Here is a 13,844-nt window from a genome sequence, read left to right on the forward strand (position 1 = left end):
TAACATGACCGAACAAAAGACATCCGCCACTTACACACACAAAAGCGAAACACCTGTGAGCGACGTGCTAAAAACTCAAAATAAAAACCTGCCCCATAATAGTAAAGACCTATTGAATTGGACAATAAAAACCATTGCAAGATCACCAAAAGAAACCCTAATATCTGAGCTAAGTGTTATTTGCTTATGCGCTCTTGTACTGAGCTTTACTTTATGGATAAGCTGGGATCACTACATAGAAAACCCAATGGACTCGAGCTACCAAGTAATTACGTTAACTGGAGCTGCAATCTATATCATCGCGCTAGGTGTCCGCCAAAAAACCATCTACAACTACACCCTGAAAACCGACGGCGCCACGGTCGAGTATTACCTCCACTACCCCGACTTCGCCTCAAGCTTCTTCAAAGGCATCGCCATTTTCGTCATGCTGGTATTCGCACTCGTCGCCATCCTGACCGGATCGTTGCTCTTTCTGGTCGGTCCGGTGGCGATGGCCTTCATCGCCGCCATCAAACTGCTGAATTGGGAAAACCCTGTCCACCATCGACAAACCGCCCCTTGGCAACTGCACGAATTTGTCACGGTCGATCACAAACGCCTGATGGTCATTATCCATTGCGACGATATCACCACCGGCTTCGCCGCGCGCTTTCCCAGCAAGGCGCTGATGGACAAGTACCTCGCCTTCCTGCGCGAGGTACTTCCAGCGAACGTTGAATACATCGAAAAGGCCACCCACTGGCATCAGGGCTGATGCGACTCAGGCTTGAGTTGAAACTCACTGCAAGCCTGAGAACGCGATCAAACCGCCATTGGCACCGTGAAGCGGAACTCGCTGCCCTCGCCCACCTGGCTTTGCGCTACCAGTTCTCCACCATGGGCCTTGACGATGCCCTGGGAGATGTAAAGGCCCAGGCCGGTGCCGGTCGGGTTGCCTTCCTTGACGGTCCAGTAGCGTTCGAAGATATGCGGCAACTGCTCGGGAGGGATACCCTCGCCGGAGTCCCGCACGGTGAACACGATTTCAGTGCCGTTGGACATGGCTGACACGTCGATCTTGCCCAGTTTCGGGGTGAATTTGATGGCGTTGCCAACCAGGTTGGACAGCACCTGAAACAGCCGCTCCGGGTCAGCATTGACCTTGATGTCTGGCTCGGCGTTGAAGGAAATTTCGACGGACTTGTCCATCGCCAGCGGGGCCAGCAAGGTATAGGCCTCCTCGAATATCTGGCTGACTTCCAGTGGCTGCGGCGTAATCGTGTAGCGGCCCGCTTCGATTTTCGAGGTGTCGAGCAGGTCTTCGAGTAACACATTCATGCGGCTGGCCGCTTGCTGCATGGTATCGATTGCCGTGGAAATACGTCGCGACGTATGCGGCCCATCGGAGCTGAACGACTTCTGCATCATCCCGCAGAGCATGGAAATGACCGTCATCGGGTTACGCAAGTCATGGGACACGACCGCTACCAGCTCGTCACGCGCGCGAACAGCCTGTTGCTCCCTGCGCACCTGACGGGCGAGGTCATTTTCCAGGGCGGAGCGGCGCAGGTCATTGGCGGCGAACACATCGCCGTAGCTCCACTTCGTAGCGATCCCGGTCATCTCGACCTTCCAGATCTCAAACGAGGTACGCGGCCGAAGACGCATGCCGCCCGCCGAGCTTTCCATGTTCAATGGCTTTTTAGGATCACCGCTCCACTGGACCGTTTCCTTGACCTCGGGACGAAACCAGATAACGCCATTGTCGACCGGCTTTGGCAGGCTCATCGCCAATACGCCGCTGGCGACTGGCTGATAAGCCTCGGCAGGCGCATAGACACTGGATAGATGATGACTGGCATACACTGGTTCGCCACCAGCGATCATCCAGGCATGCAATGCACGTATGTCGGACGGCTCAGGGCAGATGCCGAAACAATGCGTTTGCCGGTCTTCGATGATGGCGACGCCGGTCGCGCCGACCAGATCCATCAACAACTGGGGTTGCTGCGCCAGGCCATCGAAGACGTTTTCTTCGGACCCGGCCATGGCCAGATTCAATTGCTCGAGCGCCCTGACCTTCGCCTCTCGCTGACGGCTTATTTCCAGCGCTTCCATGGCGCTGATCTGCAGCGACAGCACCTGGCCTATCGCCTGGCAGGCACTGCGCAATTCGTGAGACACGTACAGCGGCGTGCGGTTGCCGCAACTGATCAATCCCCACAACTTGCCGCCCTGAATCAGCGACACACTCATGGACGACAGCACGCCCATGTTCTTCATGTACTGGCAGTGGATCGGTGAAACACTGCGCAACGTCGAAAAACTCAGATCAAGCTGCTGCTGAGTGTCCGGGCGCAGTTGAGGCACCAGGGGCACCGGGATGTAATCGGCATCGGGAATAATGCGCAGCCAGTTGCGGCGATACAGTTCGCGCGCCTGCTCGGGAATGTCCGATGCCGGGAAAAACAGACCGTTGAAAAGCTCCATGGACGGCGCCGACGCTTCGGCGATCACCTGGCCATGGCCCTCCTCTTCGAAACGGTAGATCAGCACCCGGTCGTAACCGGTCATTTTCTGGATCTCGCGGACACTGACTTCATACAGGGTCTGCAGATCACTCGCAGCGTGCAGTTGACGCAACATGCGACCCATGTTGCCGGTGCGCTCGGAATAACTCACCGACTGCGCATCCTTGCCCTGAATTTCGAGTTCCAGCACCAGAACGCCCTGATGACGGTGTAACAAGGCTTCGAACTCGATGCCGTTGATCGACATCAGCAGGCGTTGCGCGTCGATGAACGAATCATGGGCACTGGCGCTTCTGATCACCTCGGCCCAGCCAGCGCCCAGCACACAGTCCAGCCCCTTGCCGAGCAACTGCTCGGGCACATGACCCAGCACAGTCTGCACGTTGGCGCTGACTTGCAGGATCGTCAGCTCGGGCTCTGCAAGGGTAAACAGCAGGCCATGGGGTTGAATGGCGCCGGGAAACTGAATGGGCTCATCCGCACAATTGGCCAGAAGGACTTCAAAGGCGTCTTTGTCGAGTTGGCTCATAACAGTACCTTTTGACCCTCGAGCCAGTGCTCGAAACATGCAAATGTGGAGTGCGCTGCAAACGCGGCAGCATCATTAAAAGCAACTTCCCGCGACACTTCATCCAGATGGTTCAGAAACGCCTTCCAGCGAGGTCCGGTGCGGGCGCCATACACATCGAGAAAGGCCGTTCCACTTTGCCCATCCAGACCCAGACGCTTGTTTATTTCGCGTCGCAACACCTGCCCGCCCAATGTCGCCCCTTCCAGTACATACATCACACCCAGACAGGCGCCGGGAGAATCAATGGCGGGCAACTGTTGGCAGCGGGGCAATTGCCCGATGTCGTGATCGGACATCCCCAACGCATGAAGATCCTCGACCAGCACAGGTGTTTTGACCCTCTCGGCCGGGACAAGCTCCGCAGGTACCAAGGCACTGCCGTGCAATACCGCTTCAAGCGGTGCATAAAAGCCGTAATAGGCCTGAAGCAGGCGCAGGTAAAGAGCGTGATCGAGAGCGGATGAAAAAAACGGCATGCGTTTTTCAAGCCTGACGTGCAACTGACTGGTTTCAGCACGCAGTGCATCAAGCAGTTTCGGCGGGGTAACACGTGGAAAACTTGCCGGCATCCAGGAAGGCTCTTGAGTGTGCAATGGGCAGAAAACGCATCCGAGCGAAAACAGGCCGCCAAAATACAGATTCAGAGCAAAATCTGACAGGTTTTTCCTGCGTTTGCGATGAAATACCACAATCCATAAAGAAAAACAGTCAGCGAAATAAGACGACGGTTTGCCACCGCCCGAAAATCCGCTATCGACCAAATAACGATAGTTGAAAACCGAACCCTATACGCGCCAGATGCGCGAGCGGTTCACAGAGGCAAGCACTTTAACATCATCCAATAACGATGCCATCCTCACGCAAGCCCCTGACTCGACCAGCGGCTTGCGTGACAACGCTGAAAAGGCCAGCTCACGTGGTCAACGCACGTTCTGATACAGCATCATTCGCGAGGTTTCATGCAGACCGCGGGTCAGGTCGCGCAGCCGCTCGAACTCTTGCGGATTCTGTTCGGCGACGTTGTCCAGCGGCGTGGGCGAAGACAGGTCGTGGAGCGTTGGCGAACTGCCGTCGTGTTCCATTTGCAGCAGGTAGTTGCGCGTGACACCGCCGATCAGCGGAAACGTACCTTCGCGCAGTACCAGCGGCACTACGCGTTCACCTTCCGGAGCCGCCTGCTGAATGTCGCGGCCCATGGTGCCGCTGGTGAAGTCCATACCGGCCATCCCGGCGAGTGTCGGCAGCAGGTCGGCAAGGCCGACCGCTTCGTCGACGACCCGTGTGCCCAGCAGGCCAGGGGCGTGAATCAACAGCGGAACGTTGTTGCTCTCCAGGCCCAATTGCTCGAACGCTGGTGCCATGTGCGGGATCTGGCTGATGCGCGTGTTGTGATCGCCAAACAGCACGAAGATGGTGTTTTCGTAGTAACCGCCCGCCTTGGCCAGCTCCATCAACCGCCCGATATTGAAATCCAGCAGGCGCACCGCGTTGTACTGCTCCACGCTGCGCGAACCGGCGGCCTGGACCTGCTCCACGGTCTTGTCGCTGACCTGAAAACCGTCGTTGTCTTTGGGAATGGTAAACGGCCGGTGATTGCCCGCAGTCTGCACGTAGGCAAAGAACGGTTTGTCGGCTGGCAACGCACGCAGGATCCGGTCACTCTCCTTGAATAGATCCAGGTCGGAAATCCCCCAGACATCCACCTGCGGTGACTTCCAGTCGCGCTCGTCATACAGCCGTACGTCGTCGATACTGCGACGGATCAGGGCGTTCATGTTGGCCCAGCCGGAATTTCCGCCAATCATGTACAGCTTCTCGTACCCTTTGAAGTCGTTGATGATGGTGTTTTGCCGGGTGAGCAGCGGATGACGTGTAGCCGTTTCCTGCCGGGTCACGTCGGGTACCCCGGTGATGCTCGCCCAGACCGTTTTCGCAGTGCCGGTAACCGGCACGTAAAAGTGCTTGAAGAACCAGCTTTGGGTGGCCAGATGGTCCAGGTTCGGCGTCGGGTTCAGCGGGTTGCCGTAGGCGCCGACGGCACTGGTGCCCAGCGATTCGAGCATGACGAACATGACATTCGGCGGCCGCTCGCCCGGCAGCCGGTAAGGCTGCACGGGCTGATGACGCTTGAAACTCAACCCCTGCACGTCTGGCTGGCGGACGCCCAGATAACGCGCGACTTTTTCATAATGCTTGCGCACCTGAGGCTCATCGAAGTTCGACTGCGAGACCTTGAGCGTGTCGTACAGAAACAGCGCCGGATTAAGCCCCAGCGCCGCCACCTGACTGTTGCCGGAGAAGAACGCATCGCTCCAGCGCAGCGGTACCGGGTTTTCCAGATTGAGATTCTCCACCCGGCCCAACAGGCCGAGGAAGGTCGCACAGATCATCAGTGCCGAACCCCAGACCGCGGACCAGCGTTTGATCGGTCTGGCCTCACGGTCCAGGGTGACACGCTCAAGCCTGATCAATACCCAGCCGAGCACTGCGACCGTGAGCAGCCAACCGACAGTGATCCACACCACTGGATAGGTCTGCCAGAGCATGTCCCGGGAAATCTGCGCATCCTCCAGATAGCGCAGCACACTGGCGTTGAGCCTGACGCCGAGATAGGCGTAATGACCGAAATCGACGATGTAGATCATCGTCAGAATCGCCAGCGTCACGATCAGATAACCTCGCGCCAGCCAGCGCAAGGCACGCACGCTGATCAGGTTCCAGCCCGGCAACCAGAGCAGCACCGCGACTGGCAGCAGTATCAGCAGCGCCAGGCGCAAGTCGAAACGCAAACCGATGCCCAGCGTCTGGGCGACCTCGCCATGCGTGAACAGCGTGCCCGGTTCGATGCCGGAAAACCCGTAGAAGAACACGCCCCTCAGCAACGCCGACAGCAGGAACACCACCATGACCGCGCCCAGCCAATAATGCAGGCGTCGCGATTGCAACCAACTCATCGTCATTCCTCTAGACATTGCCGACAGACAGAGCGGCCGGACGGCGCGTCTGCATTGCCCGGCGATAAACAAAACGGATAGCCAGAATCAGCAAGGCCCCACAACAGTAAAGGCCAAGCAGCGGATCAATCAGGTAATCCCAATAATTTTCCGATGGCTTGATGCGAAAAGTGAAGGCCAGCGTCGCCGCGCTGAGCATCACGGCGGCCAGCGCATTGCGCATAAAGACCAGCCCCAGTGCGATGACAGCGACAATCATGATCATCGGCCGCGGGTTGTAGCCCCAGCGGTACGGATCGAAATAGGTCAGGCCCAGCGTGGCCGGGTACAGGGTCAGCGCCAGCGCAGCGAACACCACCAGCATCACCCCGCGTCTGGACACGGCCAGCGGCTGGAGCACACCGAGTCGCTGCAGGGTCAGCCAGCCCAGCAGGACCAGGCTGCTGATGGCCAGGTCATCGGTCAGGCTGCGGGCATAGGACGCCATCGACAGCCCGTCGATCGAGATCACACTCAATAGCGAGGTGGCGGCCAGCAGGCCGCAGCGCCACCATAACGATGCGGTCAAGGGTGCCAACAGCACAAACAGGGTCCAGGCAAACGCCAGATGAGCCAATCCCAAAGCGATCATAAAAGTTGCTCCGCCAGCCAGGCCTCGTTGAAGCTGACATGCTTGATGAAGGTGTTATTCCATGAGTAGACCAGGTGATACAGGCCGTCCGGACTGCGGATGAAGTACGGGTATTCGTATTCGAAATCGCAGCCCTGGGGCGAGCAGACGCGTTGGTCCAGATTGCTCAGAAACGCCTCTTCCATCGGTTGACGCAGGGCACCACTGGAGCTGCGGAAGCCCTCGCCGATCACCTCCTTGTACGCCTCAAGGGTAAACGGCGTGCCCAGCGGATCGGGCGACTTGTCGAAATCCATCAATGGCCGCCAGACGTTCATCTCCTCGTCAGTCCCGTACAGACTGAGTTTGAAGCGCCCCTCGCGCAAGTCATTGAGCGCCACCAGCAGACCCTTGCCCGGCACACCGACCGCAGCCAGCGAAGAATTGGGGTTGCTCGGGGTCAACGGATACGGCTCGCTCCAGCTCTGCCCGCCGTCTTCGGTGCGGCTGGCCAGCACCCGGTGGAACGTCTCGCCGGCATAGCGCAGCAAGGCCACGGCACGCTGCCCATCCAAAGGCACGACGGTGGGCTGCAGGGAATTGTTGCCACGGCTGATGCGAAACTTGTCGATGACCTCACCGTCGGCGCTCAGGTACAGGTATTCGGCAAACTTGCCGAGAAACTCGTGGTAGACCGGCAGGCCGATCGAACCGTCGGCATGAAACACCGGCGCACCGCGTACCAGCGTACTGATGTTCAGAAACGGTGTTGTCACCAGTTGCCACGGCGGCGACCAGCTGGCGCCCATGTCGCTGGAGACCATGGCGTTGACCGTGCTGCCCGCCCAGCCGCCGACCGAGACTGAAACGTAGAACAGCCACAGGCGATTGTCCGGAGCCAGGGCGATCACCGGATTGCCCAGTTTGCGGATGTATTTGCCGGTGCCCGCCTGGGTGGACTCGCGGGTTGCCAGCACCTGCTCGCCGCCCCACTCGCCACTGGCCGCATCGAAGCGCGAGGTGCGTATTTCAACGTCGCCCGCCCCTTCGCGAGAGCCGGCGAACCATACCGACATCAGGTCGCCGCCGGGCAACGCCGTCACGGCTGAAGAATGCACGAAATCGTCCAGGTCGGAAGACGCGAAGCGCGACATATAGGACGCCTTGGGCGCCACGCTCTCAGCGCCAACTGGCGCGGGGCTGACCGCAAAGGGCGCAATACGGTGCTGTGGATGGCTGAGCCACGCACTGAGAAAAATCGCCACAACAATCAGGCCTGCGCTCCATGCAGCCACGTTTCGGGAAATAACACGCATCGGGAGGCATCACTGTAAAGAGGAACAAAGGTGTGGTTTCAGCGATGGCGATCTTCGGGCAACGGACGTCGCTTGCCTGTCAGCATCGACAAGGGCAGGTTGTCACGTACCTGCACGCTTTCGAAGATGGCGGCGGCCATGTGCAGCACCACCAGGGCACACAATGTGTTGGCGAGAATTTCATGGATGTCCTGCGGCCAGTCGGCGCCCCACAAGGCATCGACCTCTTCCATCAGAAAACCGGTCAGGCCCATGCCGAAGATCAGCACCATCATGAGTACCATGACCAGCGCGCCGAGCGGGGAATGGCCGAGCCGATGCATCGGCCGCCGCTCGATCAGCGAGCGGATGTGCGTACGCAGGCGCGCCGGATGTGGCCAGAAATCACTCCAGCATGCGCTGCGTGGCCCGATGAATCCCCATACCACTCGCACCGCCAGCCAGGCAACCGCGTAATAGCCCAGCCAGATATGCCAGTCGCCACCGGCTTCATTGAAGAAATAATTGGCAACAAAAACACCCGCGATCGAGACGTGAAACAGCCTGACCAGCGGGTCCCACAGGCGCAGGGAACCACGGTTCATTACTTGATCTCGGTCTTCACCGCTTTACCCGTCACCGGATCGTGGTAGATCTCGACCTTGCGCTTGTCCTTGTCGAAGCCATAGATTTCGTAGCAGTTGCCATCGGTCACTTTGAACTTGCTGATCTCGTAACCCTGAGCCTTGAGCTGCTCCTGGAAGTTGGCCTGATCCTGCCATTGGGACTTGTCAGCCGTGGTGCATTGCGGGCCGGCAAGTGCCAGCGGGCTGGCCAGACACAGGGAAATCAGCAGGACTTTACGCATGACAGAGACTCGCAAGCAGTTAAGGAGCGCCTACTGTGCGAAACGAATCTTAGGAAAAGCTTAATACGTAACAGCTCGTAACATCTTCCCGGACACACGGCACTTCGCGCTGCTGTCTGCTGACGGCATCATGGCGCCCTTCTCCCCACACTCACCGGTCAAACCCTATGCGCCTGCTTCTCGTCGAGGATGATCGAGCCATTGGTCAGGGCATCCGCGTGGCCCTGAATACCGAGGGCTATACCCTCGACTGGCTGGAGGACGGACTGAGCGCGCTGCACGCTTTGCGCAGCGAGCCATTCGACCTGTTGCTGCTCGACCTCGGCCTGCCGCGCCTGGATGGCCTGGACCTGCTGCGCCAGTTGCGCGCCGAAGCACTCACCCTGCCGGTGCTGATCCTGACCGCGCGCGACGGGACTGCCGACCGTATTGCCGGTCTGGATGCCGGTGCGGACGATTACCTGATCAAGCCATTCGACGTCGATGAACTGAAAGCCCGGGTCCGCGCCCTGCTCAGGCGCAGCCAGGGCCGTGCGCAACCGCTGCTGGAACATGCCGGCATCAGCCTCGATCCGGCGTCGCAGCAGGTCAGTTTCCAGGGCAGCGAAGTACCGATGACGCCCATGGAGTACCAGTTACTGCATCAACTGATGATCCGCCCCGGCAAGGTGGTCACCCGCGAGCGCTTGTCCAATACCCTGTACGGTTGGCAGGACAAGGTCGAAAGCAACACGCTGGAGGTACTGATTCACAACCTGCGCAAGAAACTGTCCACCGAGCTGATCCGCACCGTGCGCGGCGTCGGCTACCTGCTGGAGCTCAAGGCATGACCTCGGTACGCGCGCGCATTCTGGTCCCGGTGCTGATGCTGTTGCTGCTCGGCGACCTGACCATCAGCCTGCTCGCCCTGCGCGACAGCCATCACGAAATCGAAGAAGTCTACGACGCACAGCTGGCCCAAAGCGCGCGCCTGCTGCAAGGCGTACTGCATCAGCGCGCAGCGGGTGAACAGGACCTCGACAAGCTGTATCAGGCGTTCGATCAGGCCATGAGCCGGGTCGGCACCAGTGGCGTGGCCCATCCCTACGAAACCCGGCTGACCTTTCAGGTCTGGCGAACCTCGGGCGAGCTGCTGGTGCGCTCGGCCGAAGCGCCGCTGCTCAGCGCACCTCCGGCAACCGAAGGCTCCCATGATCTGGTCGAGAACGGCCACGAGTGGTGCGGCTTTCTCCTCGCCGATCCACAGCAGGGTTTTCTCATTTGGGTGGGTGAGCGCGATGACGTGCGCCAGGACCTGATTCAGCGCATTGTCAGTCACACGCTGTGGCCGACGCTGATCGGTGTGCCGCTGCTGGTGGTGGCGATCTGGCTGGCCATCGGCTGGGGCCTGCGCCCGCTGCAAGCGATGGCCAGAGTCATCCGCAAGCGCGATGCCGAAAGCCTCGAACCGCTTGCTGTAACGCCCCTGCCCAAAGAGCTGGAGCCCATGCAGTACGCGCTCAACCGCCTGCTGACCCAGATCGAGAGTGTGCTGGAACGCGAGCGACGCTTCATCGCTGACGCGGCGCACGAACTGCGCACACCACTGACCATCCTGCGCATCCACGCGCAGAACGCGCGCCAGGCCGAAACCCCGGAGCAACGCCTGGAAGCACTGGATTTCCTTGTGCATGGCGTCGACCGCGCCGCCCGCCTGGCCAGTCAGTTATTGACCATGGCACGCCTGGAACCGCGCCTTGAAGTCAGCCAGTTACAGACCTTCGAGCTGAACACGCTGGTACGCGAGGAAATGGCCGAACTCACGCCGCTGGCTCTGGAGAAGCGCGTCGATCTGGTGTTCGAGGAAGGCGAGAATTGCGTGATCCGCAGCGACCCGGCAGCCATCACCATTGCCCTGCAGAACCTGCTGACCAATGCGCTGAATTTCGCCCCGACCGCCAGCGAGATACGCGTCGCTCTGCACACACAGGAAGATGGCAGCGCGCACCTTTCAGTCGAAGACGCAGGGCCGGGTATCGACGAACAACAGAAGGCGCGCCTCTTCGAACGCTTTTACAGTCAGGGTCACAGCAATGGCGCAGGGCTAGGGCTGGCGATCGTCGACATGATCGTGCGCAAACTGGAAAGCAGCCTGCACCTGCGCAACTCGGCGCAGGGCGGACTGTGTGCAGAGCTGCGCATCAAGAGCAGGACGAGCTGAACCCGCTCGGTTCAAAGCACCACGCGCAGGCATTGCCCGGCGTGATACAGGGTGAAACCCGTGTCGTAGGCGAGGCTGCGCAGCGAACTGCCCGAGACCTTTTTGCCGCTTGAAAAACTCATCGGCAACGCGGTCGCATCGTTGCTCAGCAGGTAATCGGCAAAGCACTTGCCCACCAGTGTCCCGGTGGTCACCCCCCGACCATTGAAACCGGTCGCCGCCAGCAAGCCTGGCGCGGGTTCGAAAAGGCGCAACAAGTGGTCCGGCGTGAAGCCGATGCGCCCGGTCCAGGTGCTCTGCCACTCGACCCGGCCCAGTTGCGGGAAGTAATGCTGCTGGACGCGATCCGCCCACTGACGAATGAACCACAGCGGATAATTGCCGGCGTTACCCAGGCTGCCCAGCAGCAGGCGCCCGTGAGCGTCGCGACGAATGTTGCTGAGCACCGTGCGCGTATCCCACGAACCCTGACCGCCAGGCAGAATCTGCGCCTGCTCGGCACCGCTGAGTGGCTGTGAAGCGACCTGATAGTAGTACCCCGCGAAGATGTGATCCTTGATATCGGTCCACTCGCCTTCGGTGTAGGCATTGGACGCGATGATCACTTTCTCGGCACGTACACTGCCCGCGGCAGTAGAGACCTTCCAGCCATCAGCGGTGCGTTGCAAGCCGTTGACAGGAGAATCGCCGAACACTTGCCCACCCTGCGCCACCACGTTGAGCGCCATGCCCGAGACATAGGCCATCGGGTTCACCGTGCCGGCGCGGTGATCGAGCAAGGCACCGCTGACCTTGTCGGTGCCACAAGCGTCTTCGCAGGGTTTGCCGGTCAGCAATTCGACGTTGGCACCGCGCCGTTGCCACTGTTCGGCACGGCTGCGCAGGTCAGCCAGACCCTTGGCGTTATGCGCCATGTGCAGGTTGCCGGTGCGCGTGTCCTGGCAATCGATGCGGTACTGGTCGATGGTCGCGAACACCAGTGCCGGTGCCGCGCCCAATGCGCCATTCAGTCGGCTGGCCTCGACGCTGCCCAGTACCTTGTCCAGTTGATCGGGCGCCACCCAGGTCCCGGCATTCACCAGACCGACGTTGCGTCCGGAACCGCCATGGCCGACCTGGTGCGCTTCGACCACGCACACCGACTTGCCGCCTTCCAGCAAGCGCAACGCCGCCGACAGACCGGTGAACCCGGCGCCGATGATGCACACATCGGCGCTCCGCTCACCGCTCAGGGCCGGGCTGACCGGACGTTGCGGAGTCAATTGTTCCCACAGACAGCCTTGAGCAAACTGCACCATCGAAAAACTCCAGCAATGTCGGTAATAAGCGCCCGGTTCACATCAGTCGAAAACAATGCCCTGAGCCAGCGGCAACTCGCGGGAGTAGTTGACGGTGTTGGTCTGCCGGCGCATGTAGGCGCGCCACGAATCGGAGCCGGACTCGCGACCGCCACCGGTTTCTTTCTCGCCGCCAAATGCCCCGCCGATTTCCGCACCGCTGGTGCCGATATTGACGTTGGCAATCCCGCAATCGCTGCCCGCGGCACTCTGGAAAGCCTCGGCCTCACGCAGATCAGTGGTGAAAATGCACGACGACAGGCCCTGCGGTACTTCGTTGTTCAGGCGCAGGGCCTCTTCGAAGTCGTCGTAGGCCAGCACGTAGAGAATCGGCGCGAAGGTTTCGTGACGCACGACTTCGCTCTGCCCAGGCATTTCGGCAATGGCCGGCGTGACGTAGTAGCCGTTCGGGTATTTGTCCTGCAACTGACGCTCGCCACCGAACACCTGCCCGCCTTCGTCGCGGGCCTTGGTCAGCGCGTTCTGCATGGCCGAAAACGCTTGCTGGTCGATCAGCGGACCGATCAGATTGCCTTCGCGCGGATCACCGACGCGCACCTTGGCGTAGGCGGCCTTGACGCGGGCGACCACTTCGTCCTTGATCGAACGGTGCACAATCAGGCGGCGCAACGTGGTGCAACGCTGACCGGCGGTGCCTACCGCGCTGAACAGAATGCCACGCACGGCCAGGTCCAGATCGGCGCTGGGGGCCAGAATCATCGCGTTGTTGCCACCCAGCTCCAGAATGCTGCGCCCGAAACGCGCGGCGACACGCGGACCGACTTCACGGCCCATGCGGGTGCTGCCGGTGGCGCTGATCAGTGGCACGCGCGGGTCATCGACCAGCGCTTCACCGGCGTCACGATCACCGATGACCAATTGCGCCAGCGCTGCGGGGGCATCACCGAAAATCTTCAGCGCCTTGTCAAACAGTGCCTGACAGGCCAGTGCCGTCAGCGGAGTCTTTTCCGAAGGCTTCCAGATCACCGGGTTGCCACAGACCAGCGCCAGCGTGGTGTTCCAGGCCCAGACTGCGACCGGGAAGTTGAACGCGCTGATCACGCCGACCACACCCAGCGGGTGCCAGGTTTCGCGCATGTGATGACCGGGACGCTCGGAGGCAATGGTCAGACCGTACAGCTGACGCGACAGACCGACGGCGAAGTCGCAGATGTCGATCATTTCCTGCACTTCACCCAGGCCTTCCTGAGTGATCTTGCCAGCCTCGACCGACACCAGTTCGCCCAGATCAGCCTTATGCTCACGCAGTACTTCACCAAAGATCCGCACCAGCTCGCCACGCCGTGGGGCCGGTACTGTGCGCCACTTCAGAAACGCGCTGTGGGCGCTGTCGATACGCGCTACGACCTGTGCCTTGCCTTCAAGCGTGACCGAGGCAATCCGGCTGCCATCAATCGGGGTGTAAACCGGATAGTCCCCTTGGGTGTGGGCACTGTTCGCCACGCCCAGACGTGCTAGTAACTCGGCAACCATGT

12 protein-coding genes are annotated in these 13,844 nt (G+C 60.2%); 3 read left to right on the forward strand and 9 right to left on the reverse strand.

Annotated elements, in window-relative coordinates:
* The first annotated feature begins 4 nt into the window (after positions 1-4).
* A complete protein-coding gene (locus KUIN1_RS18020; protein ID WP_232059976.1) occupies positions 5-757 on the forward strand; it encodes a permease in 753 nt (250 codons plus the stop codon).
* Positions 758-804: 47 nt separating this feature from the next.
* Here the strand turns inward: KUIN1_RS18020 and KUIN1_RS18025 are convergent, their stop codons facing one another.
* The 7 genes from KUIN1_RS18025 to KUIN1_RS18055 all read right to left on the reverse strand — a co-directional run bounded on the left by KUIN1_RS18025 (position 805) and on the right by KUIN1_RS18055 (position 8,811).
* Positions 805-3,042 carry an ATP-binding protein gene (locus KUIN1_RS18025; protein WP_116887001.1) on the reverse strand — a complete coding sequence of 746 codons (2,238 nt, stop codon included), beginning with the start codon at positions 3,040-3,042 and terminating at the stop codon, positions 805-807.
* The gene (locus KUIN1_RS18030) at positions 3,039-3,653 is read right to left on the reverse strand and encodes a biliverdin-producing heme oxygenase (RefSeq protein ID WP_024640434.1); all 615 of its coding nucleotides are present in this window, start codon (positions 3,651-3,653) and stop codon (positions 3,039-3,041) included. Before KUIN1_RS18030 ends, KUIN1_RS18025 begins: the two co-directional genes overlap by 4 nt.
* 351 nt (positions 3,654-4,004) lie before the next feature.
* On the reverse strand, positions 4,005-6,038 hold the full coding sequence (locus KUIN1_RS18035) for an LTA synthase family protein (protein ID WP_011268477.1): 2,034 nt from the start codon (positions 6,036-6,038) through the stop codon (positions 4,005-4,007).
* 10 nt (positions 6,039-6,048) lie between these two features.
* Complete coding sequence (locus tag KUIN1_RS18040) at positions 6,049-6,669, reverse strand: hypothetical protein (RefSeq protein ID WP_096135938.1); 621 nt, start codon at positions 6,667-6,669, stop codon at positions 6,049-6,051.
* Positions 6,666-7,964, reverse strand: a complete 1,299-nt coding sequence (locus tag KUIN1_RS18045) for a sialidase family protein (RefSeq protein WP_024640431.1) — start codon at positions 7,962-7,964, stop codon at positions 6,666-6,668. Before KUIN1_RS18045 ends, KUIN1_RS18040 begins: the two co-directional genes overlap by 4 nt.
* A gap of 38 nt (positions 7,965-8,002) precedes the next feature.
* Complete coding sequence (locus tag KUIN1_RS18050) at positions 8,003-8,548, reverse strand: cytochrome b/b6 domain-containing protein (RefSeq protein ID WP_024661225.1); 546 nt, start codon at positions 8,546-8,548, stop codon at positions 8,003-8,005.
* Positions 8,548-8,811 (reverse strand): PepSY domain-containing protein, encoded by a 264-nt coding sequence (locus KUIN1_RS18055; protein WP_057458095.1) that lies wholly within the window; start codon positions 8,809-8,811, stop codon positions 8,548-8,550. Before KUIN1_RS18055 ends, KUIN1_RS18050 begins: the two co-directional genes overlap by 1 nt.
* A gap of 167 nt (positions 8,812-8,978) precedes the next feature.
* Between KUIN1_RS18055 and KUIN1_RS18060 the strand changes: the two genes are divergently transcribed.
* Positions 8,979-9,641: a response regulator gene (locus tag KUIN1_RS18060; RefSeq protein WP_003406384.1), complete on the forward strand. Its 663-nt coding sequence runs from the start codon at positions 8,979-8,981 to the stop codon at positions 9,639-9,641.
* Complete coding sequence (locus KUIN1_RS18065; RefSeq protein ID WP_024652803.1) at positions 9,638-11,011, forward strand: sensor histidine kinase; 1,374 nt, start codon at positions 9,638-9,640, stop codon at positions 11,009-11,011. Before KUIN1_RS18060 ends, KUIN1_RS18065 begins: the two co-directional genes overlap by 4 nt.
* 11 nt (positions 11,012-11,022) lie before the next feature.
* Here the strand turns inward: KUIN1_RS18065 and amaA are convergent, their stop codons facing one another.
* Together amaA and amaB are read right to left on the reverse strand one after the other, a co-directional pair.
* On the reverse strand, positions 11,023-12,309 hold the full coding sequence (gene amaA / locus KUIN1_RS18070; RefSeq protein WP_011268481.1) for an L-pipecolate oxidase: 1,287 nt from the start codon (positions 12,307-12,309) through the stop codon (positions 11,023-11,025).
* A gap of 42 nt (positions 12,310-12,351) precedes the next feature.
* On the reverse strand, positions 12,352-13,842 hold the full coding sequence (gene amaB, locus KUIN1_RS18075) for an L-piperidine-6-carboxylate dehydrogenase (protein WP_003406390.1): 1,491 nt from the start codon (positions 13,840-13,842) through the stop codon (positions 12,352-12,354).
* Positions 13,843-13,844: the final 2 nt, after the last annotated feature.

Origin of the sequence: Pseudomonas sp. KUIN-1 (assembly GCF_009176725.1) — a bacterium.
Lineage (GTDB): Bacteria > Pseudomonadota > Gammaproteobacteria > Pseudomonadales > Pseudomonadaceae > Aquipseudomonas > Aquipseudomonas fragariae.